Here is a 24929-nt window from a genome sequence, read left to right on the forward strand (position 1 = left end):
GCTCAAAAACCGTTTAGTTTGCGATCGCGTGCCCACTCTTGTGGGGTGAACGCTTTAATCGACAGGGCGTGGATGCGGTTATCCGCAATATATTCCATCAGCGGCGCGTACACAGCCTGCTGTTTCTTCACACGGCTCATACCGTCGAACATCTCACCCACAGCAATAACCTGGAAGTGACTGCCATCGCCAGAGACGTGGGCTTCCTGAAGGGAGAGTGCATTCATCAGCACTGTCTGGATTTCATGATTTTCCATGGGCTCTTAATCATCTGATAGTGAAAACAAGCCCAACATCTTAGAGCAAAGTGGCGTTGTCTTAAACAAGCAAAAAGCCCCGACGATGAAACTGTCAGGGCTTTCGGAAGTAACGCACTGAAAATATTAACGAGGCAGTACGTCCTGAGGGAGATTGTAGAGCTGCGCAAGGGTCACGACATTATCGCTCGCGCCGTGAAGCGTAACGCTAGTCCCCTGCTTTTTCCCTACCGCAACCAGATGGGCAAGCAGCGCAACACCCGCCGTATCCACCCGCGTGACGTCGGTTAAGTCGATAAGCGTCACGCCCTGCATCGCTTCATGGCGTTTGTCCCACAGTGGGTTCAGCAGATCCTGATCCAGCTCACCGGACAGCTTTAATGTCTCGCCTTCACGCGACCAGCTGAGTTGCTGTGACATTACTTCTTCTCATCCAGGCTAATTTTCTGACGAGAGATAGACTGCAGCTGTGCGGTCAGGCCATCAATGCCTTTGGTGCGCAGCAGGTCGCTCCATTCGTTCTGTTTGGTGGTGATCATGCTTACCCCTTCGGCAATCATGTCATACGCCTGCCAGTGACCGGTCTGGCTGTTTTTACGCCACTGGAAATCCAGACGAACCGGCGGACGACCGTTAGGATCGATGATCGTCACACGAATAGGGACAATGGTCGCATCGCCCAGCGGCTGCTCAGGCGCAATCTGATAGGTCTGGCCGTGGTACATCGCCAGCGCCTGGCCATAAGCCTGTTTCAGGTATTCACGGAACGCGGCAAAGTAAGCATCACGCTGCGCAGGGGTCGCGTCTTTGTAATAACGTCCCAGCACCAGCGCACCCGCATATTTAATCTGCACGTACGGCAGCAGCTCCTGGTCAACGACGTCACGCAGATAATCAGGATTAGCACGAATTTTAGGCTGTTCGTTTTTAAGACGGTCGAATGTCTTCTTCGCCGCTTCGTCCATCAGTTTGTACGGGTTACTCTGATCCGCAGCGTGAGCGGCGGTAAGAGGGGCGATGACCAGCATGGCAACCATTAACAGTCGTTTAAACATGAATGACTTCTCCTGATATTAATTCGCAGCACCTGGCGTCGGTGCGACGTCGGTATGATCTTCGCTCTGCGCTGGGGCAGCGTCGGATTTTTTCTCATCCCCTTTACTGCTGTAAAGGAACTGACCAATCATATCCTCCAGCACCATCGCGGATTTCGTATCCTGAATGACGCTACCGTCTTTAAGGATAGTCGTTCCCAGCTCGGGGTCTTCAAAGCCGACGTTAAGCGCCAGATATTGTTCGCCCAGCAGGCCGGAAGTACGGATAGAAAGGGAGCTGGTGTCCGGGATATGGTTGTAACGCTCTTCGATATCCATCGCGACGCGCGGCAGATAGGTTTTCTCATCAAGCGTAATGTCAGATACGCGTCCGATCACCACGCCGCCGATACGGACCGGTGAGCGCGCCTTCAGCCCGCCGATGTTATCGAAGGTGGCATAGATGCGATACGTCGGCTCGGTGCGCACAGACGTGATATCCGCCGCTCTCAGGCAGATAAACAGCGCGGCCAGCAGCGCCAGCAGCAGGAATACACCGACCCAAATTTCATTTTTTCTCGTTTGCATGAACTCAATTCCCAAACATCAGTGCGGTGAGCACAAAATCCAGACCCAGTACGGCCAGCGACGAATGTACGACTGTACGTGTAGTTGCACGGCTAATGCCCGCCGACGTCGGGATGGCATCGTAACCATTGAACAATGCAATCCAGGTGACCGTAATGGCAAATACCACGCTTTTAATCAGGCAGTTAACCAGATCCATTCGCAAGTCAATGGCGTCCTGCATCGCGGACCAGAAGAAACCGGCATCAATGCCTTTCCAGTGCACGCCAACCAGCGAACCGCCCCAGATACCCACGGCGACAAACAGAATAGTCAGTAACGGTAAAGAGATCACCCCAGCCCAGAAACGCGGTGAGATCACGCGACGCAGCGGATCGACCGCCATCATCTCCATGCTGGAGAGCTGCTCGGTCGCACGCATCAGGCCAATTTCAGCCGTTAATGCCGACCCCGCACGCCCGGCGAACAGCAGCGCCGCTACAACCGGCCCCAGTTCACGCAGCAGCGAGAGCGCCACCAGCATCCCGAGGCTGGTTTCCGCACTGTAGGTTGTCAGCACAAGATAGCCTTGTAGCCCAAGCACCATACCGATAAACAGACCGGAAACAATGATGATGAGCATCGACAGCACGGCGACATTATAAAGCTGCCGCACCAATAGCGGTGCGTGCTTACGGAATTCCGGCTTGCCGACCAGCGCGTTGAATAACATCAATCCGGCACGCCCGAACGTCCTGATGGTTTTTATGCCACGGTGTCCGAGAGCGGCCAACGCATTTAACAGCATGAGTGGCTTAACTCCCTATTCCCAGTAAATCGTCACGATAGTCGCCCGCCGGGTAGCGGAACGGCACAGGGCCATCGGCAATACCGTCGAGGAACTGCCGCACGCGCGGATCGCAATTTTCCTGCAGCGCCTGGGCGCTACCGTGTGCGACGATCTTTTTGTCCGCCACAATATAGGCGTAATCGGCAATGCTCAATACTTCCGGTACATCGTGAGATACCACAATGCAGGTGACGCCAAGCGCGCTGTTCAGTTCAGAGATGAGCTTCACCAGCACGCCCATCGTGATGGGATCCTGTCCAACAAATGGTTCGTCGAACATGATTAAATCAGGTTCTAATGCAATGGCTCGCGCCAGCGCGGCACGGCGCGCCATCCCTCCGGACAGCTCAGAAGGCATCAGCTTCGCGGCGCCCCGCAAACCGACGGCTTCGAGCTTCATCATCACCGTGCTTTTCAGCAGTTCCGGCGGCAGGCTGGTATGCTCGCGCAGCGGATAGGCCACGTTATCAAAGACATTCATGTCGGTGAACAAGGCTCCAGATTGAAAGAGCATGCTCATGCGTTTGCGAACAGTATACAGGCGCGAGCGTGACATCTCCGGGATGTTTTCGCCATCAAAGAGGATTTCACCGCGATCGGGTGGGATCTGCCCACCAATAAGGCGCAGCAGGGTCGTTTTACCGATCCCGGACGGCCCCATGATGGCAGTGATCTTGCCACGCGGTACGGTCAACGAAATATCATCAAATATCAATCTGTTGGCGCGAGAAAAACTCACACCGCGAACATCGACTAAATTCGCCATCGTTTGGCTCATTTATGGTTCCTTTATTACCCTGCTCACGTTAAGGCATGCCGCCTGAATCAGCCCTCAATTCCGCATTTTTACAGAATAATAGCCGTTGAGGTTAGCGAAAGCTGGCATTTGTTTTACTTTTCCGGCGCATAAAGTCAAAATTAGGAATTCGTTACGCCTCAGACTGTATGCAGTCCAGCCATTCGCGCGCGATGGACCGACGAGTATACCTGAAGAAAGGACTTTTGATGCTTTTAGCAACAGCACTGTTAATAATTGGTTTACTATTGGTGGTCTACAGTGCTGACCGTTTAGTGTTTGCTGCATCTATCCTGTGTCGCCTGACGGGCGTACCGCCTGTCGTCATCGGGATGACCGTGGTCAGTGTTGGAACGTCACTTCCTGAAATCATCGTCTCTGTCTCGGCATCGCTGCATGGTCAGTTAGACCTGGCAGTCGGTACCGCGATTGGCTCTAACATCGTCAATATACTCTTGATTTTAGGCCTGGCCGCCCTGCTCCATCCATTTCGCGTGCATTCTGATGTTCTGCGCCGTGAATTGCCGCTAATGTTAATCGTAAGCCTGCTGGCAGGCTGCGTTTTTTACGATGGTGTACTGAGCTACAGCGACGGCATTTTCTTGCTGGCGCTGGCCGTTATTTGGCTGCTGTATAGTGTTAAAATCGCCCGTCTGGCTGAGAAGCAGGGCCAGGATAGCCTCACGCGTGAGCAGGTCGCCGAACTTCCGCGAGAAGGCACGCTGCCAGTTGCCCTGCTCTGGCTTGGCGTTGCGCTGATCATCATGCCGATGGCCACGCGCATGGTCGTGGATAACGCGACGGTGCTGGCGAACTATTTCGCCATCAGTGAACTGACCATCGGCCTGACGGTGATTGCCATCGGTACCAGCCTGCCGGAGCTCGCCACGGCCATTGCGGGGGCGCGTAAAGGTGAGGATGACATTGCCATTGGTAATATCATCGGTTCTAACATTTTTAATATCGCCATTGTGATGGGTCTGCCGGCCCTGATTACGCCAGGGCCCTTTAATCCCCTGGCGTTCTCACGCGACTACGGCGTGATGTTATTGGTCAGCGTGATATTTGCCCTGCTCTGCTGGCGGCGGCAACGACAGATCGGCAAAGGCGCAGGCGCGCTGCTGACGGGTGGATTTATCGTATGGATGGCGATGCTGTACTGGCTCTCGCCTCTTCTCTCTGGGTAAACGGAAACGCATTATGTCGCAAATAGAATTGCAGCCGGGTTTTGACTTTCAGAAAGCAGGCAAAGAGGTTCTGGAGATTGAACGTGAAGGTCTGGCGCAGTTAGATCAGTACATTAATCAGGATTTTAGTCTGGCATGTGAGAAGATGTTCTACTGTGCCGGCAAAGTCGTGGTGATGGGGATGGGCAAGTCCGGCCACATTGGACGCAAAATGGCGGCAACATTTGCCAGCACCGGAACCTCTTCCTTCTTTGTACACCCGGGGGAAGCCGCGCACGGCGACCTGGGTATGGTCACGCCGCAGGATATCGTCATCGCGCTGTCCAACTCCGGTGAGTCCAATGAGATCCTGGCGCTGATCCCGGTACTGAAGCGCCTGCAGGTGCCGCTTATTTGCATGACCAGCCGTCCGGAAAGCAGCATGGCGCGCGCGGCTGATATTCACCTGTGCGTGAAAGTGCCCAAGGAGGCCTGCCCGCTCGGCCTGGCGCCGACGTCCAGCACCACCGCCGCGCTGGTCATGGGCGATGCGCTTGCCGTCGCGCTGCTCGAAGCCCGCGGTTTTACGCCGGAAGATTTTGCGCTTTCCCACCCGGGCGGTGCGCTGGGGCGCAAGCTGCTGCTTCGGGTAAACGATATTATGCACACCGGGGATGAGATCCCTCACGTCAGTAAAGAAGCCTCCCTGCGTGATGCGCTGCTGGAAATCACCCGCAAGAATCTGGGTATGACGGTCGTGTGCGACGATCTGATGAAAATTCAGGGGATCTTCACCGATGGCGACCTGCGTCGCGTGTTCGACATGGGTGTAGATGTCCGCACGCTCGGCATTGCCGACGTGATGACGCCGGGCGGTATCCGCGTGCGTCCGGGTACGCTGGCCGTGGATGTGCTGAACCTGATGCAGTCCCGCCATATCACCTCCGTTATGGTTGCCGATGGCGACCAGTTGCTGGGTGTGGTACATATGCATGATCTGCTGCGCGCAGGCGTAGTGTAATGAAGGATAAGACAATGAGTAATGCGGGTGCATCCCTTGCAACCTGTTATGGTCCGGTCAGTACCCAGATGATGGCAAAGGCGGAAAACATTCGTCTGCTCATCCTGGATGTGGATGGGGTACTCTCCGATGGCCTGATTTACATGGGCAATAATGGTGAAGAGTTGAAGGCGTTTAACGTTCGCGACGGCTACGGTATCCGCTGTGCGCTCACCTCGGGTATTGAGGTGGCTATCATCACCGGGCGAAAAGCTAAACTGGTAGAAGACCGCTGTGAAACCTTAGGAATTACCCATCTGTATCAGGGTCAATCCGATAAGATGGCGGCGTTTAAGGATTTACTGGGTAAACTGGCTATCGCACCGGAAAACGTGGCCTACGTCGGGGACGATCTGATTGACTGGCCCGTGATGGCTGAAGTTGGGCTGAGCATCGCCGTTGCCGATGCGCATCCGCTGCTGATCCCGCGCGCTGACTACGTTACCCACATCAACGGGGGCCGTGGTGCCGTACGTGAAGTCTGCGATCTGCTTTTGCTGGCGCAGGGCAAGCTTGATGAGGCCAAAGGGCAATCGATATGAGTAAAACCAGACGTTGGATTATCATTTTGTTGTCGCTTGTCGCACTGGTCTTGATTGGCGTGAACCTTGCCGATCGCGACGATACGCAAACGCAAGTGGTCAACAATAACGATCCAACCTATAAAAGCGATCACAGCGACACCGTGGTCTACAGCCCGGAAGGCGCGCTGAACTATCGCCTGATTGCCCAGCATGTTGAATATTTTTCAGATGACGGTATTTCGTGGTTTACCCAGCCTGTCATGACCACCTTTGATAAGGACAAAGTCCCGACGTGGTCAATCAAGTCAGATCGGGCAAAACTGACAAATGACCGTATGCTTTATCTGTATGGCCACGTTGAAGTCAACGCCCTGACCGCTGACTCGCAACTGCGAAAAATTACGACGGATAATGCCCAGATTAACCTGGTAACCCAGGACGTGACCTCGCAGGATCTGGTCACACTGTATGGCACAACATTTAATTCCAGCGGTTTGAGAATGCGCGGGAACTTACGCAGCAAAAACGCCGAGCTGATTGAAAAGGTTAGAACCTCCTATGAAATTCAAAACAAACAAACTCAGCCTTAAAGTAATTATCGCCAGCGCGATGCTGGCGACCAGTCTCCCCGCGCTTGCTGTAACGGGCGATACCGACCAACCGATCCATATCGAGTCCGATACCCAGTCTCTCGATATGCAGGGCAACGTCGTCACCTTCACGGGTAACGTCGTCATGACTCAGGGCACCATCAAAATTAACGCCGACAAGGTGGTCGTGACCCGTCCGGGTGGCGAGCAGGGCAAAGAGATCATTGATGGTTATGGCAACCCGGCAACCTTCTACCAGATGCAGGACAACGGCAAGCCGGTGAAAGGTCACGCCTCGCATATGCACTACGAGCTGGCGAAGGACCTGGTCATCCTGACCGGAAATGCGTATCTGGAACAGCTGGACAGCAACATTACCGGCGACCAGATCACCTATCTGGTGAAAGAGCAAAAAATGCAGGCCTCCAGCGAGAAAGGCAAACGCGTCACGACCGTACTGGTTCCGTCGCAGCTGCAGGACAAAGGCAAAGGCCAGGCCCCGGCACAGAAGAAGAGTAACTAATTCGTTATGGCAACATTAACTGCAAAAAATCTCGCGAAGGCCTATAAGGGCCGCCGTGTCGTAGAAGATGTCAGTCTGACCGTCAACTCCGGCGAAATTGTAGGGCTGCTTGGCCCTAACGGTGCGGGTAAAACCACCACCTTCTACATGGTCGTTGGCATTGTGCCGCGCGATGCTGGCAACATTATCATTGACGATGAAGACATCAGTCTTCTGCCGCTGCACGCGCGCGCGCGTCGCGGGATCGGCTATCTGCCGCAGGAAGCCTCCATTTTCCGTCGTCTTAGCGTTTACGATAACCTGATGGCGGTCCTGCAAATTCGCAACGACCTGACCAGCGAACAGCGTCAGGATCGTGCCAACGAGCTGATGGAAGAGTTCCACATTGAGCATCTGCGTGACAGCCTCGGTCAGGCACTCTCCGGGGGTGAACGCCGCCGCGTTGAGATTGCGCGTGCGCTGGCCGCAAACCCGAAATTTATCCTTCTGGATGAACCGTTTGCGGGCGTTGACCCGATCTCGGTTATCGACATTAAACGTATCATTGAACACCTGCGCGACAGCGGGCTTGGCGTACTGATCACCGACCACAACGTCCGTGAAACGCTGGCCGTGTGTGAACGCGCGTATATTGTGAGCCAGGGCAATCTGATCGCCCACGGTACGCCGCAGCAGATCCTCGAAGACGATCATGTTAAGCGCGTCTATCTTGGGGAAGACTTCAGACTCTGATAGGGTAGAGGTAACGTAACGCCGAACCGGAGAAAAATGCTCTGAACATGAAGCAAGGTTTGCAATTAAGGCTCAGCCAACAACTGGCGATGACGCCGCAGCTACAGCAGGCAATTCGCCTGTTGCAACTGTCCACGTTAGAACTTCAGCAGGAGCTCCAGCAGGCGCTGGACAGCAACCCCCTGCTGGAACAAACCGATCTTCATGACGAGGTAGATACCCAGCAATCTCAGGATACAGAAGCGCTCGACACCGCGGATGCACTCGAACAAAAAGAGATGCCCGACGAGCTACCGCTGGATGCCAGCTGGGATGAAATCTACACCGCCGGAACCCCTTCCGGTACGCGTGCAGACTACCAGGATGATGAGCTACCGGTCTATCAGGGAGAAACCACCCAGTCGCTGCAGGATTACCTGATGTGGCAGGTGGAACTCACCCCCTTCTCCGATACCGACCGCGCGATTGCCACCTCAATTGTCGATGCCGTTGACGACACCGGCTATTTGACCGTCACGCTGGACGATATTCTGGAAAGCATGGGCGACGAAGAGATTGAGCTTGAGGAGATCGAAGCCGTTCTGAAGCGCATCCAGCGTTTCGATCCGGTAGGCGTGGCCGCAAAAGATCTGCGTGACTGCCTGCTGATCCAGCTTTCTCAGTTCAGCAAAGAGACGCCATGGATCGACGAAGCGCGCTTAATCATCAGCGATCATCTGGATCTGCTGGCCAACCACGATTTCCGCTCCCTGATGCGCGTCACGCGCCTGAAGGAAGAGGTGCTGAAAGAAGCGGTGAATCTGATCCAGTCGCTCGATCCGCGCCCGGGACAGTCGATCCAGACCAGCGAGCCCGAGTACGTGATCCCGGACGTGCTGGTCAGAAAACACAATGACCGCTGGGTCGTTGAACTGAATTCAGACAGCATCCCTCGCCTGCAAATCAACCAGCAGTATGCCTCCATGTGCACCAGCGCGCGTAACGACTCCGACAATCAATATATTCGTAGCAATCTTCAGGAAGCGCGATGGTTGATCAAAAGTCTGGAGAGCCGAAATGATACGCTGCTACGCGTCAGCCGCTGTATTGTCGAACAGCAACAGGCGTTCTTTGAGCAGGGCGAAGAGTATATGAAACCGATGGTACTGGCGGATATCGCCCAGGCCGTCGAAATGCATGAATCAACCATTTCCCGTGTCACCACGCAGAAGTATCTGCACAGTCCACGCGGTATTTTTGAGCTTAAGTATTTCTTCTCCAGCCATGTGAATACCGAGGGCGGCGGCGAAGCGTCGTCAACGGCCATTCGTGCCCTGGTGAAGAAGTTGATCGCCGCGGAGAACCCCGCGAAGCCACTAAGCGACAGTAAGTTAACCACCATGCTGTCCGATCAGGGTATTATGGTGGCACGTCGTACTGTTGCGAAGTATCGAGAGTCTTTATCCATTCCGCCGTCCAACCAGCGTAAACAGCTGGTCTGACACAACCGATAAGGAAGACACTATGCAGCTCAACATCACTGGACAAAACGTCGAAATTACTGAGGCTTTACGCGACTTTGTGAACGCGAAGTTTGCAAAACTCGAGCAGTATTTCGAAAGGATCAATCAGGTCTATATTGTGTTGAAAGTGGAGAAAGTGACTCATATCTCGGATGCCACCCTGCATGTTAACGGGGGTGAACTGCATGCCAGTGCGGAAGGGCAAGACATGTACGCTGCTATCGACGGCTTGATTGATAAGCTTGCACGACAGCTCAATAAACATAAAGATAAACTGAAACAACACTAATTGTCCGGGCAGTTAACGGGTGCAGGACGGCCTGTTGTGAAACACAACAGGCCATTTGTACAGTTAGCGCTTAGGTGAAATTATGATGAACAACGATTCCGCTCTTCAACTGAGCAATGTCCTTAACCAGGAATGTACCCGCAGTGCGGTTCACTGCCAGAGCAAAAAACGTGCGCTGGAGATCATCAGTGAACTGGCTGCAAAACAGCTGGGCCTGCCGCCGCAGGTGGTATTCGAAGCGATTCTGACCCGTGAAAAAATGGGCAGTACCGGTATCGGCAACGGCATCGCGATCCCGCACGGCAAACTGGAAGAGGATACCCTGCGTGCCGTTGGTGTGTTTGTGCAGCTTGAAACACCCATCGCCTTCGATGCCATTGATAACCAGCCCGTCGATCTCCTCTTCGCGCTGCTGGTGCCTGCCGATCAGACGAAAACCCATCTGCATACGCTGTCGCTGGTCGCAAAACGTCTGGCCGATAAAACCATTTGCCGTCGACTGCGCTCGGCCCAAAGTGATGAAGAGCTCTATCAAATTATCACTGAAGCAGAAGGCAATCAGGATGATGCATAACCAGGAGATGGCCTTCACATCTGTTGTCCTGAGGAGAAACGGAACATGGTGCTGATGATTGTCAGTGGTCGATCAGGGTCGGGGAAATCCGTTGCTCTGCGCGCGCTGGAAGACATGGGTTTTTACTGCGTCGATAACCTGCCGGTCGTGTTATTGCCTGACCTGGCACGCACGCTTGCGGAGAGACAAACCTCTGCCGCCGTCAGTATCGACGTCCGTAACATGCCTGAATCGCCAGAGATCTTCGAACAGGCCATGAGCAACCTGCCTGATGCGTTCTCGCCTCAGCTGCTGTTCCTTGATGCAGACCGCAATACGCTGATCCGCCGCTACAGCGATACCCGTCGCCTGCATCCGCTTTCCAGTAAGAACCTCTCTCTGGAGAGCGCTATCGATGAAGAGAGCGACCTGCTGGAACCGCTGCGTTCTCGTGCCGACCTGATTGTCGACACCTCTGAGATGTCCGTTCACGAGCTGGCGGAAATGCTGCGCACCCGGTTGTTGGGTAAACGCGAGCGTGAACTGACGATGGTGTTCGAGTCCTTCGGCTTTAAGCACGGTATTCCAATCGATGCGGATTACGTTTTCGACGTGCGCTTCCTGCCGAACCCGCACTGGGATCCGAAGCTGCGTCCAATGACCGGCCTGGATAAACCCGTTGCGGCCTTCCTCGACCGGCACACAGAAGTTCACAATTTTATCTACCAGACGCGAAGCTACCTTGAGCTATGGTTACCTATGCTGGAGACAAACAATCGTAGCTACCTGACGGTGGCGATTGGCTGTACCGGCGGTAAACATCGTTCGGTTTATATCGCCGAACAGCTGGCCGACTATTTCCGCTCGCGCGGGAAGAACGTTCAGTCCCGTCATCGCACGCTGGAAAAACGTAAAACATGACCGTAAAACAAACCGTTGAGATCACCAATAAGCTGGGTATGCATGCACGCCCGGCGATGAAACTGTTTGAGCTGATGCAGGGTTTCGATGCAGAGGTTCTGCTGCGGAATGACGAAGGTACCGAAGCGGAAGCGAACAGCGTGATCGCCCTGCTGATGCTGGATTCCGCCAAAGGGCGCCAGATTGAAGTGGAAGCCACCGGGCCTCAGGAAGCGGAAGCGCTGGCGGCTGTGATTGCCCTGTTTAACGCTGGCTTTGACGAAGACTAACGTTCGCCCCTCGGCGGGTGGCGCTGCGCTTACCCGCCCTACATAAGATTATTACGCTGCATAAAACCCTCTCCGCCCAGCTGATTCATCTGGCGTATGATCCACGCCTGACGGCTTCGCACGTACCCTGATGGGGCACTGGCTTTAAAGCGGATGGGATTCGGTAAAACAGCGGCCAATAGCGCTGCTTCTGACATGCTCAGACGGCTGGCTGGCTTATTGAAATAACGCTGCGCGGCAGCTTCCACGCCGAAAACACCGTCGCCAAACTCAGCGACGTTGAGATAGACGGTCAAAATGCGTTTTTTGCTCCAGACCGTTTCCATCCCCAGGGTCAACCCCGCTTCCAGCCCTTTTCGCACCCAGCTTCGACCATCCCACAGAAACAGATTTTTGGCCGTCTGCTGCGACAGGGTTGACGCACCGCGCACGCGGTTTTCATGGCGTTCGTTATGGGCTAACGCCTTCTCTATGGCCGCCACGTCGAACCCCCAGTGCTCCGGGAATTTCTGGTCCTCCGCAGCGATGACCGCCAGCCCCATGAACGGGGAGATCTCGTCCATGCTCACCCAGTCAGAGTGGGCAACATAGCCGAAATCGCCGCTGAACCACGCGCTAAGCTGGCGCTCAACCATAACGGCAGAGAACGGAACCGGCATAATGCTGAATAAAGCCAGCCCGCCTCCCCAGAATACCGCCAGTACAAGAACGATACGCCAGAGAATACGTTTCACCCCTGCGCCTGCGGCAAATTTACGCCTCATTCAGTCAGCACCAGCACGCGGGCCACCAGCTTTTCAATGCCTGAGGCTGCCTCAGCGATATTGTTCGCCAGCATATACGCCGGGGTGGTGACAATTTTGTTATCTTCATCAACCACAATGTCATCAACCGGGCACGGAACGTGTTCGCCCCCCATTTCCTCGACGATCTCTGCGGTATCAATATCCGTCCCGATAGTCAGGCGCAGCGGGAAATCAAAAATCCTGGGCAGCATTGCCGGCGCGATGCAGATAAAGCCCAGCGGTTTTCCTGCCGCATGCATGGCCTGCGACAGTGCCTTTAAATGAGGATCGATCTGACACTCCGCGCCCTGCGCAGCAAAGGTACTGAGATTTTTGGCCGCGCCAAACCCACCCGGCACAATGAGCGCATCAAGCTCTGTCGGGTCTGCCTGAATAAGAGGATGGATATCACCTCGCGCAATACGCGCGGCTTCAATCAGTACATTACGGGTTTCCGCCATCGGCTCACCGGTCAGATGATTAATTACATCCGCCTGATTTTTGTCTGGCGCAAAACAAATAATCTCTGCTCCGTGCTTAGCCAGGGCCAGCAGCGTGATTACGGCTTCATGTATCTCAGAACCATCGTAAACACCGCATCCGCTCAGCACGACACCAATCTTTTTCATCATGACAATCCTTTTCTGCAACTTGCTGAAGCACATTAATAATTTTGATTAAAACGCTATGCTTCACACATTTCACTGATTCATGTAACAAACCATTTAAGATTTGCTATCTTATCTGCGTGCGGCCTAAATTTTTCAGGCAGCGCCCTTTCGAAAATAACTTTATAAAACAGGCGCAGCCACGATTTCCCTGGTGTTGGCGCAGTATTCGCGCACCCCGGTTAAGCCGGGGTCATTTTTTTCTGGCATCGACCCAGGCTTTAAGCACCGCCACATCGTTTTGCCACTCTTGTTTCATCTCTTCAACCCAATCACCCACGTTATCTTCCCATGCAGGTAAATCAGGCGACTGAATCTGTTGACCCAGCTGCTGCAGGTGGCGCAGGCCAACCGAGCCGGCGGCACCTTTAATTTTATGTCCTTCTTCCACAATGCCCTTCTGGTCACGAGCCGTCAGGTTTGATTCCAGCACGCTCAGATAGCCCGGCATCATTTTTTCGAACACCGCCAGACCATCGGTAATCAGTTTCGGGCCGACCAGATCGATGTACTGCTCCAGCATCGCGGTATCGAGTATCGTTTGGGCTTTTGCGCTATCAACAGACGTCATGGTGCTCTCCTCTTCATCACGGGTATCCCAGAACTTCTTAATCATGGCGGTCAGAGCAGGCACCGCCAGCGGCTTGCTGAGTACATCGTCCATACCGGCATCGAGATACTCTTTTTTATCTTTCAGCACGTTCGCCGTCAGCGCCACCAGCGGCGGCAGTTCGTCGGCCGCATACTGACGCGTCAGCTCACGCGAGATATCCAGCCCGGTCATATCCGGTAGTTGAATATCCAGCAGGACAAGATCGTATTCGCCCGGTTTAAACATCTCGAGCGCGGCCTTACCGGTCATCGCGACATCCACGCTGTTGCCCAGTTTCTCCAGCACGGAGCGCGCCACAATCACGTTCAGCTCAATGTCTTCCACCAGCAGGACGTGCAGCGCAGGCAGCGGCATGTCGTCGCTTTCAAAGGTATCCTCAACCTCCTCCGCCACCGCCGGCGCATGCACCGTCAGCGTGAAGGTTGACCCTTTACCCGGCTGGCTGGCAACGGTGATATCGCCCCCCATGCTTTTCGCCAGCCGTTTAGAGACCGCCAGGCCAATGCCGGTTCCGGTCGCCGGTTTCCCGCCGTTGCTGTCCTTCACCTGGTAATACATCGCGAAAATTTTGTCCTGCTCCTCCTGCGGAATCCCCATCCCGGAGTCTTCCACCTCGAAGTGCAGCATATCGCCTTCGTCAAAGCGGATGCGTACCGCCACCTGCCCCTTCTGGGTAAATTTCACCGCGTTGCTGATAAGGTTCCACAGGATCTGGCGCAGACGCGTGCCGTCAGTCACCACTTTATGCGGCAGCGGCAGGGTTGGCTCCATGATAAAACGCAGTCCCTTCTGCTGCGCCTGCAGGCCGGACAGGTTTTCGAGATCGGCAAGGAAGCTGGTGAAATCAACAGGCTGATTATCAAGCTGAACCTTACGGCGCTCCATCTTATCCATATCAATAATATCGTTGAAGATATTACCCAGCGTGACCGCTGAGACATGGATAGTCTTGAGGTATTTTTCCTGCTCAGCGGTCAGGTCGGTATCCAGCAGAATACGGCTCAGCCCGACAATGCCATTAAGCGGCGTACGCAGCTCGTGGCTGATAGTAGAGATAAAGGTCGTCTTGTCGCGGCTGGCGCGCTCCAGTGCGTCCTGATAGCGCTTACGCTCGGTGATATCGCGGCCAAAGCCCATCAGGCCATGGCGTTTCCCCACGCGGTCATAGTAGGGCACCTTACGGATCTCAAAGCAGGCTTTTCGTCCGTCCGGGTAATCCAGCCACTGTTCATAGGTCAGCGAAACGTTATGGCGGAATACTTTTTCGTCCGTCTCCATGACCTTGGCCGCCGCCTCTTCAGAATAAACGTCCTGCGGCTTCAGGTTAATCAGCTGCTTCTCGCTTTTCCCGGTGAGCAACTCCATCGCCCGGTTACAGCCGGAAAACTCTTTATCTTCATTACGGTAAAACACCAGATCCGGTGAAGCATCGAGGAACGACCGCAGGAAAGAGGATTGCTGCTCAAGCTGGATCTGCGTGACCTCGCGCTCTTTCATTTCTATTTTCAACTGCTCCAGCGTGGCCTGACGCTCGGCCTCCGCCTTCTCACGATCTGAAATCTCCTGGTTCAGCTGCGCAATGTTGTCTTTGAGCTGGACGTTGAGCTTCAGGTCACGCTCGCGCATCTCTTCCAGTTTATCGACCAGTTTTGACAAACGCTGACGGGACTCTTCCAGCTGTTCAACCACCACGGAAAGGAAATAGACCGCCCAGGGAGTAATGAGCAAGCCAAAGAAGATGGAGCGGATGACGTCGATACTCTCGACCTGACCATGCAGAACCATGGTGACGGCCATTTGCACGACAATGGCCAGAACGACCAGCGCCAGCGCAAGCAGCATGGAGAAACGCACCAGCCCAAGCTTCATCATCAGGTCGACGTAATACTGGGCAAGCATTCGAATTTGCTTCATAGAGGATCCCTTCACGACTTTATCGCTCAATAATACTCAAATTCAGGGCGAGGCGTTGAAGGTTGTGAGAAAAAGTGCGGGGTGAAACAGGAGATTAGCCTCGCTCCCGGTTAACCGGAAGCGAGGAGAGGTCAATCAGGAGCGTTTCAACAACAGCCAGAGGCTGATAAGGAGGAAACTGGCGCTTGGCAGCAGCGCACCAATGATCGGTGGAATGCCATAAACCAGCGTCAGCGGACCGAAAATCTGGTCGAGCACGTAGAACACAAAGCCGAAGCTGATACCGGTCACCACGCGCACGCCCATCGGCACGCTGCGCAACGGGCCAAAGATAAACGACAGCGCCATCAGCATCATCACCGCCACGGACATCGGCTGGAAGATTTTGCTCCACATGTTGAGCTGATAACGTCCTGCATCCTGCCCGCTCGACTTCAGGTATTTCACATAGTTGTGTAACCCGCTGATGGAGAGCGCGTCAGGATCCAGCGCCACGACCCCGAGCTTATCGGGCGTCAGGTTGGTTTTCCACGTCCCGGTGACCGTCTGAGAACCGGCGATCTGTTTCGGATCGGTCAGGTCAGACTCATCTACCTGGGACAAACGCCACTGTTTATGTTCGGCGTCAAATTTCGCCGAAGAGGCGTGGCGGACTGACTCCAGACGGCGCTGGTCATCGAACGCGTAGATGCTCACCCCACCGAGTTCATCATTTCCCTTTACTCGTTCGATGTAGACGAAGTTTTTACCGTCTTTTGCCCATAAACCTTGTTGAGTCGAGAGCAGTGAACCGCCGTACATTGCCTGCGCACGGTAGTTACGCGCCATCTGTTCGCCCTGCGGTGCGACCCACTCGCCAATCGCCATGGTCAACAGCACCAGTGGGATCGCGGTTTTCATGACCGACAGCGCGACCTGCATGCGGGTAAAGCCCGAGGCCTGCATAACGACCAGCTCACTGCGCTGCGCCAGCATTCCCAGCCCCAGCAGCGCGCCCAGCAGGGCCGCCATCGGGAAGAAGATCTGCACATCTTTCGGCACGCTGAGCAGGGTATACATCCCCGCGCCCATCGCGTCATAGCTCCCCTGCCCGGCTTTTTTCAGCTGGTCGACAAATTTGATAATGCCGGAGAGCGACACCAGCATGAACAACGTCATCATGATGGTGGTAAAAATGGTTTTACCGATATAGCGATCAAGAACGCCAAACGCCTGCATTAGATGGCTCCTTTACGCGAGAATCGGGCACGTATGCGGCGCACAGGCACCGTATCCCACAGGTTTAATCCCAGCGCCAGTAAGATGTACAGGCTGTTGACGAACCATGTCCAGACCATAGGGTCCAGCTTACCCTTCGCGCCGTTAGAACGAATCGAGGTTTGCAGCAGGAAATAGATCAGGTAAAGCAGCATCGCCGGCAACATAGAGAGCACGCGTCCCTGACGCGGATTCACCACGCTCAGCGGAACGACAATCAGCGCCATCATAAACACGGTGAAGACGAGCGTAATACGCCAGTGGAACTCAGCGCGCGCTCGGTCGGTATCGGTATTCCAGAGGGTACGCATGTCCATTTGCTCGGTATCCGTTGGATCGAGCGCCACCGCCTGATGGCCGATAATGGCCTGATAGTTCTGGAAATCCGTAATACGGAAGTCGCGCAGCATCGCGGTGCCTTCGAAACGGGTGCCTTTGTTCAGCGTCACGATCTGAGAACCATCTTTGCGCTGAGCAAGCTGACCGGAGTCTGCAACCACCACTGACGGACGCGCGTTACCTTTGGGACGTAACTGCGCCAGGAATACGTCGTTGAATTTACTGCCGTCAACGCTCTCAATAAACAGCACGGAGTTGCCGTCGGTCGCCTGCTGGAACTGCCCCTGGGCTAGCGCCGCCATGCCGGGGTTGGCTTTCGCTTCGGCCAGCACTTCGTCCTGATGACGGGAAGACATAGGACCCGCCCACATCACATTCACCGCCGCAACAATGCCCGTGAACAGCGCCAGTATCATGGCCGCTTTCACCAGTACGGCTTTACTCAGGCCGCAGGCATGCATCACCGTGATTTCACTCTCGGTGTAGAGTTTCCCAAGCGTCATGAGCAGGCCAAGGAAAAGACTTAGCGGCAGGATGAGCTGCGCCATTTCCGGGATCCCTAAACCAAGCAGGGAAAGCACCAGATTTGTTGGAATTTCGCCGTCAACGGCCGCACCGAGGATCTTAACCAGCTTCTGACAGAAAAAAATCAGCAGCAGGATGAAGAGGATCGCCAGTTGGCTTTTGAGCGTCTCCCGCACCAGATATCTTATGATTATCACTTTAAATACGCCCGTAAAAACCCGTCTCTTTGCAGGAATTTCGCTTGTTTCATGGCTTAAACGTCATTTATTCTCTTGAGTCGTCGAAATCATCGCTAAGATTAAAACATCCAGCGGATTCACGCTTCAGGACTTTTTCTGACGTGTCGAAACCGTAGTAACGTAAGATTAACACGAAGTCACCACAACAGCGGACATGAGTTACGAAAGGTTTCAATTCTATCCGTAGCAGCCGCCGTTGTCTTTAAGATTCAGGAGCGTAGTGCATGGAGTTCAGTGTAAAAAGCGGTAGCCCGGAGAAACAGCGGAGTGCCTGCATCGTTGTGGGCGTCTTTGAACCACGCCGACTCTCCCCGATCGCCGAGCAACTCGATAAAATCAGTGACGGCTATATTAGCGCCCTGCTGCGCCGTGGCGAACTGGAAGGCAAACCTGGGCAGACGCTGTTACTGCACCATGTTCCGAACGTACTGTCAGAGCGTATTCTGCTGATTGGCTGCGGCAAAGAGCGCGAGCTGGATGAACGTCAGTATAAGCAGGTGATTCAGAAAACAATCAATACGCTGAATGATACTGGCTCAATGGAAGCCGTCTGCTTCCTGACCGAGCTGCACGTCAAAGGACGTAACACCTACTGGAAAGTGCGTCAGGCGGTTGAAACGGCAAAAGAGAGCCTGTACAGCTTCGATCAGCTGAAGACCAATAAAAGCGAGCCGCGTCGTCCGCTGCGTAAAATGGTCTTTAACGTGCCAACCCGTCGCGAACTGACCAGCGGCGAACGCGCGATCCAGCACGGTCTGGCGATCGCAGCCGGCATTAAAGCGGCCAAAGATCTCGGCAACATGCCGCCTAACATCTGTAACGCGGCGTACCTGGCCTCTCAGGCACGTCAGCTGGCCGACGCCTACAGCAAAAACGTCATTACCCGCGTCATCGGCGAACAGCAGATGAAAGAGCTGGGGATGCACTCTTACCTGGCGGTCGGTAACGGCTCGCAGAATGAATCCCTGATGTCCGTCATCGAGTACAAAGGCAACCCGTCCGAAGACGCGCGCCCGATTGTACTGGTCGGTAAAGGCCTGACCTTCGACTCCGGCGGTATCTCCATCAAGCCAGCCGAAGGCATGGACGAGATGAAATACGACATGTGCGGCGCGGCGGCGGTTTACGGCGTGATGCGCATGGTTGCGGAGCTTCAGTTGCCTATCAACGTGATCGGCGTACTCGCGGGCTGCGAAAACATGCCTGGCGGCCGCGCTTATCGTCCGGGTGATGTGCTGACCACCATGTCCGGCCAGACCGTTGAAGTACTGAATACCGACGCCGAAGGCCGTCTGGTGCTGTGTGACGTGCTGACCTACGTTGAGCGCTTCGAGCCTGAAGCGGTGATTGACGTCGCCACTCTCACCGGTGCCTGTGTGATTGCGCTGGGCCACCACATCACCGGCCTGATGTCGAACCACAATCCGCTGGCGCACGAGCTTATTGGTGCCTCAGAGCAGGCCGGGGACCGCGCATGGCGTCTGCCGCTAGGTGACGAGTATCAGGATCAGCTGGAGTCTAATTTTGCGGATATGGCGAACATTGGCGGACGTCCTGGCGGTGCGATCACCGCGGGCTGCTTCCTGGCACGCTTCACCCGCAAGTACAACTGGGCGCACCTGGATATCGCGGGTACCGCATGGCGCTCCGGTAAAGCCAAAGGCGCAACCGGTCGTCCAGTGGCGCTGCTGTCGCAGTTCCTGCTCAATCGTGCGGGTTTTAACGGCGACGAGTGATGTAAAACGCCGGGTGGCGGCTTCGCCTTACCCGGCCTACAGCGTCATTCAACCGTAGGCCGGGTAAGCGTAGCGCCACCCGGCTTTGCATTTAAATCCACGACAAGAAGCCCCATATATGAAGAATGCAACGTTCTACCTTCTGGACAACGACACCCATCAGGATGGCCTCAGCGCCGTCGAACAGCTGGTGTGTGAAATTGCCGCAGAACGTTGGCGCGCAGGTAAACGCGTTCTGATTGCCTGTGAAGATGAACAGCAGGCCATTCGCCTTGATGAGGCGCTGTGGTCGCGCCCGCCGGAGAGTTTTGTCCCGCATAACCTGTCGGGCGAAGGGCCGCGCGGTGGAGCACCGGTTGAAATTGCCTGGCCGCAAAAGCGCAACAGCAGCGCGCGCGATATTCTGATTAGCCTGCGGATAGATTTTGCAGATTTTGCCACCGCTTTCACAGAAGTGGTAGACTTTGTCCCTTACGAAGAATCTTTGAAACAACTGGCGCGCGAACGCTATAAAGCGTACCGCCTGGCTGGTTTTAACCTGAATACGGCAACCTGGAAATAATGGAAAAGACATATAACCCACGCGATATCGAGCAGCCGCTTTACGAGCACTGGGAACAGCAGGGCTATTTCAAGCCTAACGGCGACGAAAGCAAAGAGTCCTTCTGCATCATGATCCCGCCGCCGAACGTCACCGGCAGTTTGCATATGGGTCATGCTTTCCAGCAGACCATCATGGACACCATGATCCGCTACCAGCGCATGCAGGGTAAAAACACCCTGTGGCAGGCGGGGACTGACCACGCGGGTATCGCGACCCAGATGGTGGTTGAGCGTAAAATTGCCGCTGAAGAAGGTAAAACCCGCCACGACTACGGTCGCGACGCGTTCATCGACAAAATCTGGCAGTGGAAAGCGGAATCCGGCGGTACCATTACCCGTCAGATGCGCCGTCTCGGCAACTCCGTGGACTGGGAGCGCGAGCGCTTCACCATGGATGAAGGCCTTTCCAACGCCGTTAAAGAAGTTTTCGTCCGCCTGTACAAAGAAGACCTGATTTACCGCGGCAAACGCCTGGTAAACTGGGACCCGAAACTGCGCACCGCCATCTCTGACCTGGAAGTGGAAAACCGCGAGTCTAAAGGCTCCATGTGGCACATCCGCTATCCGCTGGCCGATGGCGCAAAAACCGCCGACGGTAAAGATTACCTGGTGGTGGCGACCACCCGTCCGGAAACCCTGCTGGGCGATACCGGCGTGGCCGTTAACCCGGAAGATCCGCGTTATAAAGATCTGATCGGCAAATTTGTGGTGCTGCCGCTGGTGAATCGCCGCATTCCGATTGTGGGCGACGAACACGCCGACATGGAAAAAGGCACCGGCTGCGTAAAAATCACCCCAGCGCACGACTTCAACGACTATGAAGTTGGTCGTCGTCACGCCCTGCCAATGATCAACATCCTGACCTTTGACGGTGATATCCGTGAAAGAGCAGAAGTATATGACACCAAAGGCAACGAATCCGACGTCTACTCCAGCGACATCCCGGCAGAGTTCCAGAAGCTGGAACGCTTTGCTGCGCGTAAAGCGATTGTGGCTGCCATTGACGCGCTCGGCCTGCTGGAAGAGATCAAGCCTCACGATCTGACCGTGCCGTACGGCGACCGTGGCGGCGTGGTGATCGAGCCAATGCTGACCGACCAGTGGTACGTGCGTGCCGACGTGCTGGCGAAACCGGCTGTTGAAGCGGTTGAGAACGGCAGCATTCAGTTCGTGCCGAAGCAGTACGAAAACATGTACTTCTCCTGGATGCGTGACATTCAGGACTGGTGTATCTCCCGCCAGCTGTGGTGGGGTCACCGTATTCCGGCGTGGTACGACAACGAAGGTAACGTCTACGTTGGCCGCACCGAAGACGAAGTGCGTCAGGAAAATAACCTGAGCGCGGACGTTGCTCTGCGTCAGGACGAAGACGTGCTGGACACCTGGTTCTCCTCCGCGCTGTGGACGTTTTCCACCCTCGGCTGGCCAGAAAACACCGACGCGCTGCGTCAGTTCCACCCAACCAGCGTGATGGTCTCCGGCTTCGACATCATCTTCTTCTGGATTGCGCGCATGATCATGATGACCATGCACTTCATCAAAGACGAAGACGGCAAGCCGCAGGTTCCGTTCCATACCGTCTACATGACCGGTCTGATCCGCGACGACGAAGGCCAGAAGATGTCCAAGTCCAAGGGTAACGTGATTGACCCGCTGGACATGGTTGACGGTATCTCTCTGGAAGACCTGCTGGAAAAACGTACCGGCAACATGATGCAGCCGCAGCTGGCTGAGAAAATCCGCAAGCGCACCGAGAAACAGTTCCCGAACGGGATCGAGTCTCACGGTACCGACGCCCTGCGCTTCACCCTGGCGGCACTAGCCTCTACCGGACGTGACATCAACTGGGACATGAAGCGTCTGGAAGGTTACCGTAACTTCTGTAACAAGCTGTGGAACGCCAGCCGCTTCGTGCTGATGAACACCGAAGATCAGGACTGTGGCTTCAACGGCGGCGAAATGACCCTGTCTCTGGCGGACCGCTGGATCCTGGCGGAATTCAACCAGACGGTGAAAGCGTTCCGCGAGGCGCTGGACAGCTACCGCTTCGATATCGCGGCGGGCATTCTGTATGAATTCACCTGGAACCAGTTCTGCGACTGGTATCTGGAGCTGGCGAAGCCGGTGATGAACGGCGGTACTGAGGCGGAACTGCGCGGCACGCGCAACACGCTGATTACCGTTCTGGAAGGTCTGCTGCGCCTGGCGCATCCGGTCATTCCATTTATCACCGAAACTATCTGGCAGCGCGTGAAGGTGATTGCAGGCATCAACGCCGATACCATCATGCTGCAGCCGTTCCCGGAATTCGATGCGGCTAAGGTTGATGAAGCGGCGTCGGCGGATACCGAGTGGCTGAAACAGGCGATCGTTGCGGTACGTAACATCCGTGCTGAAATGAACATCGCCCCTGGCAAACCGCTGGAGCTGCTGCTTCGTGGCTGCAGCGAAGCGGCTGTTCGTCGCGTCACCGAGAACAACACCTTCCTCAAGACCATGGCGCGTCTGGAAAGCATCACCGTGCTGCCTGCGGATGACAAAGGTCCGGTTTCCGTGACAAAAATCATCGACGGCGCCGAGCTGCTGATCCCGATGGCAGGCCTGATCGACAAAGACGCCGAGCTGGCTCGTCTGGCGAAAGAAGTGGCGAAAGTCGACGTGGAAATTGGCAAAATCGAAAGCAAGCTGGCGAACGAAGGTTTTGTCGCCCGCGCGCCGGAAGCGGTCATCGCGAAAGAGCGTGAGCGTCTGGTTGCTTTCGCCGATGCGAAGACCAAGCTGATTGAGCAGCAGGCGGTTATTGCCGCACTGTAATGCTTTTACCCCTTACGCTTCAGAGCGTAAGGGGTAACCTTCCTGAAAACTCCTCGCTTGCACTCCCCTTTCTGCGGTGCTATTAACAGCAGTTATGTGTCAATTTTTGTAATGAGTAATGCTATGAGCGTGATTACCCCCGTCGCGACGACGATGCGTCGGATCACTGAGCAGGATAATCCGGCTATCGCCGCCGTTATCCGCACCGTTTCTGCCGAATATGGCCTGACGGCTGACAAAGGCTACACGGTTGCGGACCCGAACCTGGACGAGCTTTTCCAGCTCTACAGCCAGCCAGGGCATGCCTACTGGGTAATCGAGCAGAACGACCAGGTTGTGGGCGGTGGCGGCGTGGCACCCCTCAGCTGCAGCGAGCCGGATATCTGCGAACTACAGAAAATGTATTTTCTGCCAACGGCGCGCGGGCAAGGGCTGGCGAAAAAGCTGGCGCTGATTGCGCTGGACCATGCGCGCAAGCAGGGGTTTACCCGCTGCTACCTTGAAACCACCGCTTTCCTCAAAGAGGCCATCGGCCTGTATGAACATCTGGGCTTTGAGCATATCGATGCGCCGCTGGGCTGTACCGGCCACATTGATTGCGAAGTCAGGATGCTGAAAAGTCTGTAACTTTCGTTCCTGCCCTCTTCTGTTAAGCGGCTGTAAACTGAATGCTCTACACTCTCAGTTCACACCATAACGGGGGAAACACGATGTCGAAGATAAAAAGCTACGCCGCACCGCAGGCGGGTGCAGAACTTGAGCTGTACGAGTACGATGCGGGCGAACTAAAAGCAGAAGACGTCGAAGTACAGGTTGATTACTGCGGGATCTGCCACTCGGATCTCTCGATGATCGACAACGAATGGGGCTTCTCGAGCTATCCGCTGGTTGCCGGGCACGAAGTCATTGGCCGCGTCGTGGCGCTCGGTAGCGCCGCGCAGGACAAAGGGCTGAAAGTGGGCCAGCGCGTGGGCATTGGCTGGACGGCACGCAGCTGTGGTCATTGCGATGCCTGTATCAGCGGCAATCAGATCAACTGCCTCGAAGGCGCCATTCCCACCATTCTGAACAAGGGCGGTTTTGCCGATAAGCTGCGCGCCGACTGGCAATGGGTCATCCCGCTGCCGGACAGCATTGATATCGAATCCGCTGGTCCGCTGCTGTGCGGCGGTATCACCGTCTTTAAACCCCTGCTGATGCACCATATCACCGCCACCAGCCGCGTGGGCGTGATCGGTATTGGCGGTCTGGGGCATATCGCCATCAAGCTGCTGCACGCGATGGGCTGTGAAGTCACGGCGTTTAGCTCGAACCCGGCGAAAGAGAAAGAAGTGCTGGCGATGGGTGCGGATAAAGTCGTAAACAGCCGCGATCCTGACGCACTGAACGCGCTGGCTGGGCAGTTTGACCTGATCATCAACACCGTGAACGTGGATCTCGACTGGCAGCCGTACTTTGAAGCACTGGCCTACGGCGGTAACTTCCATACCGTAGGTGCCGTAATGAAGCCGCTGCCGGTTCCGGCGTTTACCCTGATCGGCGGCGATCGCAGCGTGTCAGGTTCCGCGACCGGTACGCCGTTTGAGTTGCGCAAGCTGATGAAGTTTGCCGGACGCACCAAAGTGGCCCCGACCACCGAACTGTATCCGATGTCGAAAATCAACGAAGCGATCCAGCACGTGCGTGACGGCAAAGCCCGCTACCGCGTGGTGTTGAAAGCGGATTTTTGATGTGACATTGCCGGGTGGCGGCTTCGCCTTACCCGGCCTGGATCCGGTTTTGTAGGCCCGGTAAGCGCAGCGC

At 55.2% G+C, this 24929-nt stretch carries 27 protein-coding genes; 16 read left to right on the forward strand and 11 right to left on the reverse strand.

What is annotated here, in order from left to right; all coding sequences use genetic code 11:
- Positions 1 to 2: 2 nt before the first annotated feature.
- From ibaG to mlaF, 6 genes are all read right to left on the reverse strand, one after another.
- A complete protein-coding gene (ibaG, locus tag GVO84_RS20120) occupies positions 3 to 257 on the reverse strand; it encodes a BolA family iron metabolism protein IbaG (protein WP_023333602.1) in 255 nt (84 codons plus the stop codon).
- A 126-nt stretch (positions 258 to 383) separates the two neighbouring features.
- The gene (gene mlaB / locus GVO84_RS20125; RefSeq protein ID WP_063442169.1) at positions 384 to 677 is read right to left on the reverse strand and encodes a lipid asymmetry maintenance protein MlaB; all 294 of its coding nucleotides are present in this window, start codon (positions 675 to 677) and stop codon (positions 384 to 386) included.
- On the reverse strand, positions 677 to 1312 hold the full coding sequence (gene mlaC, locus GVO84_RS20130) for a phospholipid-binding protein MlaC (RefSeq protein WP_023333604.1): 636 nt from the start codon (positions 1310 to 1312) through the stop codon (positions 677 to 679). Before mlaC ends, mlaB begins: the two co-directional genes overlap by 1 nt.
- 18 nt (positions 1313 to 1330) lie before the next feature.
- Complete coding sequence (gene mlaD / locus GVO84_RS20135; RefSeq protein ID WP_023309352.1) at positions 1331 to 1879, reverse strand: outer membrane lipid asymmetry maintenance protein MlaD; 549 nt, start codon at positions 1877 to 1879, stop codon at positions 1331 to 1333.
- 4 nt (positions 1880 to 1883) lie between these two features.
- Complete coding sequence (gene mlaE, locus GVO84_RS20140; protein ID WP_023333605.1) at positions 1884 to 2666, reverse strand: lipid asymmetry maintenance ABC transporter permease subunit MlaE; 783 nt, start codon at positions 2664 to 2666, stop codon at positions 1884 to 1886.
- A gap of 7 nt (positions 2667 to 2673) precedes the next feature.
- Entirely contained in the window at positions 2674 to 3486 is an 813-nt protein-coding gene (mlaF, locus tag GVO84_RS20145) for a phospholipid ABC transporter ATP-binding protein MlaF (protein WP_023309353.1), read from the reverse strand.
- 227 nt (positions 3487 to 3713) lie between these two features.
- Here mlaF and GVO84_RS20150 point away from each other — a divergent pair, with 227 nt between their 5' ends.
- The 11 genes from GVO84_RS20150 to npr all read left to right on the forward strand — a co-directional run bounded on the left by GVO84_RS20150 (position 3714) and on the right by npr (position 11633).
- Positions 3714 to 4691, forward strand: a complete 978-nt coding sequence (locus GVO84_RS20150) for a calcium/sodium antiporter (protein WP_023309354.1) — start codon at positions 3714 to 3716, stop codon at positions 4689 to 4691.
- 13 nt (positions 4692 to 4704) lie between these two features.
- Positions 4705 to 5691, forward strand: a complete 987-nt coding sequence (gene kdsD, locus GVO84_RS20155; RefSeq protein ID WP_023333606.1) for an arabinose-5-phosphate isomerase KdsD — start codon at positions 4705 to 4707, stop codon at positions 5689 to 5691.
- Between the two features lie 14 nt (positions 5692 to 5705).
- Complete coding sequence (gene kdsC / locus GVO84_RS20160) at positions 5706 to 6272, forward strand: 3-deoxy-manno-octulosonate-8-phosphatase KdsC (RefSeq protein WP_023309356.1); 567 nt, start codon at positions 5706 to 5708, stop codon at positions 6270 to 6272.
- Positions 6269 to 6844 carry an LPS export ABC transporter periplasmic protein LptC gene (gene lptC, locus GVO84_RS20165; protein ID WP_121424777.1) on the forward strand — a complete coding sequence of 192 codons (576 nt, stop codon included), beginning with the start codon at positions 6269 to 6271 and terminating at the stop codon, positions 6842 to 6844. Before kdsC ends, lptC begins: the two co-directional genes overlap by 4 nt.
- Positions 6813 to 7367, forward strand: coding sequence for a lipopolysaccharide ABC transporter substrate-binding protein LptA (gene lptA / locus GVO84_RS20170; RefSeq protein WP_023309358.1), 555 nt, complete (start codon positions 6813 to 6815; stop codon positions 7365 to 7367). Before lptC ends, lptA begins: the two co-directional genes overlap by 32 nt.
- Before the next feature lie 6 nt (positions 7368 to 7373).
- Complete coding sequence (gene lptB, locus GVO84_RS20175; RefSeq protein WP_023309359.1) at positions 7374 to 8099, forward strand: LPS export ABC transporter ATP-binding protein; 726 nt, start codon at positions 7374 to 7376, stop codon at positions 8097 to 8099.
- Positions 8100 to 8146: 47 nt separating this feature from the next.
- Complete coding sequence (rpoN, locus tag GVO84_RS20180) at positions 8147 to 9580, forward strand: RNA polymerase factor sigma-54 (RefSeq protein ID WP_063143582.1); 1434 nt, start codon at positions 8147 to 8149, stop codon at positions 9578 to 9580.
- A gap of 22 nt (positions 9581 to 9602) precedes the next feature.
- Positions 9603 to 9890: a ribosome hibernation promoting factor gene (hpf, locus tag GVO84_RS20185; RefSeq protein WP_008501444.1), complete on the forward strand. Its 288-nt coding sequence runs from the start codon at positions 9603 to 9605 to the stop codon at positions 9888 to 9890.
- A gap of 82 nt (positions 9891 to 9972) precedes the next feature.
- Positions 9973 to 10464 carry a PTS IIA-like nitrogen regulatory protein PtsN gene (gene ptsN, locus GVO84_RS20190; RefSeq protein WP_008501443.1) on the forward strand — a complete coding sequence of 164 codons (492 nt, stop codon included), beginning with the start codon at positions 9973 to 9975 and terminating at the stop codon, positions 10462 to 10464.
- 45 nt (positions 10465 to 10509) lie between these two features.
- On the forward strand, positions 10510 to 11364 hold the full coding sequence (gene rapZ, locus GVO84_RS20195) for an RNase adapter RapZ (protein WP_014885397.1): 855 nt from the start codon (positions 10510 to 10512) through the stop codon (positions 11362 to 11364).
- On the forward strand, positions 11361 to 11633 hold the full coding sequence (gene npr / locus GVO84_RS20200) for a PTS phosphocarrier protein NPr (RefSeq protein ID WP_121424778.1): 273 nt from the start codon (positions 11361 to 11363) through the stop codon (positions 11631 to 11633). Before rapZ ends, npr begins: the two co-directional genes overlap by 4 nt.
- A gap of 38 nt (positions 11634 to 11671) precedes the next feature.
- Here the strand turns inward: npr and mtgA are convergent, their stop codons facing one another.
- The 5 genes from mtgA to lptF all read right to left on the reverse strand — a co-directional run bounded on the left by mtgA (position 11672) and on the right by lptF (position 17931).
- Positions 11672 to 12397 carry a monofunctional biosynthetic peptidoglycan transglycosylase gene (gene mtgA, locus GVO84_RS20205; protein ID WP_159515011.1) on the reverse strand — a complete coding sequence of 242 codons (726 nt, stop codon included), beginning with the start codon at positions 12395 to 12397 and terminating at the stop codon, positions 11672 to 11674.
- Positions 12394 to 13047 (reverse strand): isoprenoid biosynthesis glyoxalase ElbB, encoded by a 654-nt coding sequence (gene elbB, locus GVO84_RS20210; RefSeq protein WP_121424780.1) that lies wholly within the window; start codon positions 13045 to 13047, stop codon positions 12394 to 12396. Before elbB ends, mtgA begins: the two co-directional genes overlap by 4 nt.
- 232 nt (positions 13048 to 13279) lie before the next feature.
- Complete coding sequence (gene arcB, locus GVO84_RS20215; RefSeq protein WP_121424781.1) at positions 13280 to 15613, reverse strand: aerobic respiration two-component sensor histidine kinase ArcB; 2334 nt, start codon at positions 15611 to 15613, stop codon at positions 13280 to 13282.
- 135 nt (positions 15614 to 15748) lie between these two features.
- A complete protein-coding gene (gene lptG / locus GVO84_RS20220; RefSeq protein WP_029739610.1) occupies positions 15749 to 16831 on the reverse strand; it encodes an LPS export ABC transporter permease LptG in 1083 nt (360 codons plus the stop codon).
- Complete coding sequence (gene lptF, locus GVO84_RS20225) at positions 16831 to 17931, reverse strand: LPS export ABC transporter permease LptF (protein WP_024906345.1); 1101 nt, start codon at positions 17929 to 17931, stop codon at positions 16831 to 16833. The genes lptG and lptF overlap by 1 nt, the downstream gene beginning before the upstream one ends.
- Before the next feature lie 266 nt (positions 17932 to 18197).
- Here lptF and pepA point away from each other — a divergent pair, with 266 nt between their 5' ends.
- The 5 genes from pepA (at position 18198) to ahr (ending at position 24856) form a co-directional block, all read left to right on the forward strand.
- Complete coding sequence (gene pepA / locus GVO84_RS20230) at positions 18198 to 19709, forward strand: leucyl aminopeptidase (protein ID WP_023309366.1); 1512 nt, start codon at positions 18198 to 18200, stop codon at positions 19707 to 19709.
- 118 nt (positions 19710 to 19827) lie between these two features.
- On the forward strand, positions 19828 to 20271 hold the full coding sequence (gene holC, locus GVO84_RS20235) for a DNA polymerase III subunit chi (protein ID WP_159515012.1): 444 nt from the start codon (positions 19828 to 19830) through the stop codon (positions 20269 to 20271).
- Positions 20271 to 23126, forward strand: a complete 2856-nt coding sequence (locus tag GVO84_RS20240) for a valine--tRNA ligase (RefSeq protein WP_159515013.1) — start codon at positions 20271 to 20273, stop codon at positions 23124 to 23126. The genes holC and GVO84_RS20240 overlap by 1 nt, the downstream gene beginning before the upstream one ends.
- 123 nt (positions 23127 to 23249) lie before the next feature.
- The gene (locus GVO84_RS20245) at positions 23250 to 23753 is read left to right on the forward strand and encodes a GNAT family N-acetyltransferase (protein WP_159515014.1); all 504 of its coding nucleotides are present in this window, start codon (positions 23250 to 23252) and stop codon (positions 23751 to 23753) included.
- An 83-nt stretch (positions 23754 to 23836) separates the two neighbouring features.
- Positions 23837 to 24856 carry an NADPH-dependent aldehyde reductase Ahr gene (gene ahr / locus GVO84_RS20250; protein ID WP_121424784.1) on the forward strand — a complete coding sequence of 340 codons (1020 nt, stop codon included), beginning with the start codon at positions 23837 to 23839 and terminating at the stop codon, positions 24854 to 24856.
- Positions 24857 to 24929: the final 73 nt, after the last annotated feature.

Source organism: Enterobacter sp. SM3 (assembly GCF_009811935.2).
Taxonomy (GTDB): Bacteria; Pseudomonadota; Gammaproteobacteria; order Enterobacterales; family Enterobacteriaceae; genus Enterobacter; species Enterobacter asburiae_D.

Coding starts and splice junctions, on each gene's coding strand:
- ibaG (WP_023333602.1), bottom strand. CDS start 257: ATGGAAAATCATGAAATCCAGACAGTGCTGATGAATGCACTCTCCCTT.
- mlaB (WP_063442169.1), bottom strand. CDS start 677: ATGTCACAGCAACTCAGCTGGTCGCGTGAAGGCGAGACATTAAAGCTG.
- mlaC (WP_023333604.1), bottom strand. CDS start 1,312: ATGTTTAAACGACTGTTAATGGTTGCCATGCTGGTCATCGCCCCTCTT.
- mlaD (WP_023309352.1), bottom strand. CDS start 1,879: ATGCAAACGAGAAAAAATGAAATTTGGGTCGGTGTATTCCTGCTGCTG.
- mlaE (WP_023333605.1), bottom strand. CDS start 2,666: ATGCTGTTAAATGCGTTGGCCGCTCTCGGACACCGTGGCATAAAAACC.
- mlaF (WP_023309353.1), bottom strand. CDS start 3,486: ATGAGCCAAACGATGGCGAATTTAGTCGATGTTCGCGGTGTGAGTTTT.
- GVO84_RS20150 (WP_023309354.1), top strand. CDS start 3,714: ATGCTTTTAGCAACAGCACTGTTAATAATTGGTTTACTATTGGTGGTC.
- kdsD (WP_023333606.1), top strand. CDS start 4,705: ATGTCGCAAATAGAATTGCAGCCGGGTTTTGACTTTCAGAAAGCAGGC.
- kdsC (WP_023309356.1), top strand. CDS start 5,706: ATGAGTAATGCGGGTGCATCCCTTGCAACCTGTTATGGTCCGGTCAGT.
- lptC (WP_121424777.1), top strand. CDS start 6,269: ATGAGTAAAACCAGACGTTGGATTATCATTTTGTTGTCGCTTGTCGCA.
- lptA (WP_023309358.1), top strand. CDS start 6,813: ATGAAATTCAAAACAAACAAACTCAGCCTTAAAGTAATTATCGCCAGC.
- lptB (WP_023309359.1), top strand. CDS start 7,374: ATGGCAACATTAACTGCAAAAAATCTCGCGAAGGCCTATAAGGGCCGC.
- rpoN (WP_063143582.1), top strand. CDS start 8,147: ATGAAGCAAGGTTTGCAATTAAGGCTCAGCCAACAACTGGCGATGACG.
- hpf (WP_008501444.1), top strand. CDS start 9,603: ATGCAGCTCAACATCACTGGACAAAACGTCGAAATTACTGAGGCTTTA.
- ptsN (WP_008501443.1), top strand. CDS start 9,973: ATGATGAACAACGATTCCGCTCTTCAACTGAGCAATGTCCTTAACCAG.
- rapZ (WP_014885397.1), top strand. CDS start 10,510: ATGGTGCTGATGATTGTCAGTGGTCGATCAGGGTCGGGGAAATCCGTT.
- npr (WP_121424778.1), top strand. CDS start 11,361: ATGACCGTAAAACAAACCGTTGAGATCACCAATAAGCTGGGTATGCAT.
- mtgA (WP_159515011.1), bottom strand. CDS start 12,397: ATGAGGCGTAAATTTGCCGCAGGCGCAGGGGTGAAACGTATTCTCTGG.
- elbB (WP_121424780.1), bottom strand. CDS start 13,047: ATGAAAAAGATTGGTGTCGTGCTGAGCGGATGCGGTGTTTACGATGGT.
- arcB (WP_121424781.1), bottom strand. CDS start 15,613: ATGAAGCAAATTCGAATGCTTGCCCAGTATTACGTCGACCTGATGATG.
- lptG (WP_029739610.1), bottom strand. CDS start 16,831: ATGCAGGCGTTTGGCGTTCTTGATCGCTATATCGGTAAAACCATTTTT.
- pepA (WP_023309366.1), top strand. CDS start 18,198: ATGGAGTTCAGTGTAAAAAGCGGTAGCCCGGAGAAACAGCGGAGTGCC.
- holC (WP_159515012.1), top strand. CDS start 19,828: ATGAAGAATGCAACGTTCTACCTTCTGGACAACGACACCCATCAGGAT.
- GVO84_RS20240 (WP_159515013.1), top strand. CDS start 20,271: ATGGAAAAGACATATAACCCACGCGATATCGAGCAGCCGCTTTACGAG.
- GVO84_RS20245 (WP_159515014.1), top strand. CDS start 23,250: ATGAGCGTGATTACCCCCGTCGCGACGACGATGCGTCGGATCACTGAG.
- ahr (WP_121424784.1), top strand. CDS start 23,837: ATGTCGAAGATAAAAAGCTACGCCGCACCGCAGGCGGGTGCAGAACTT.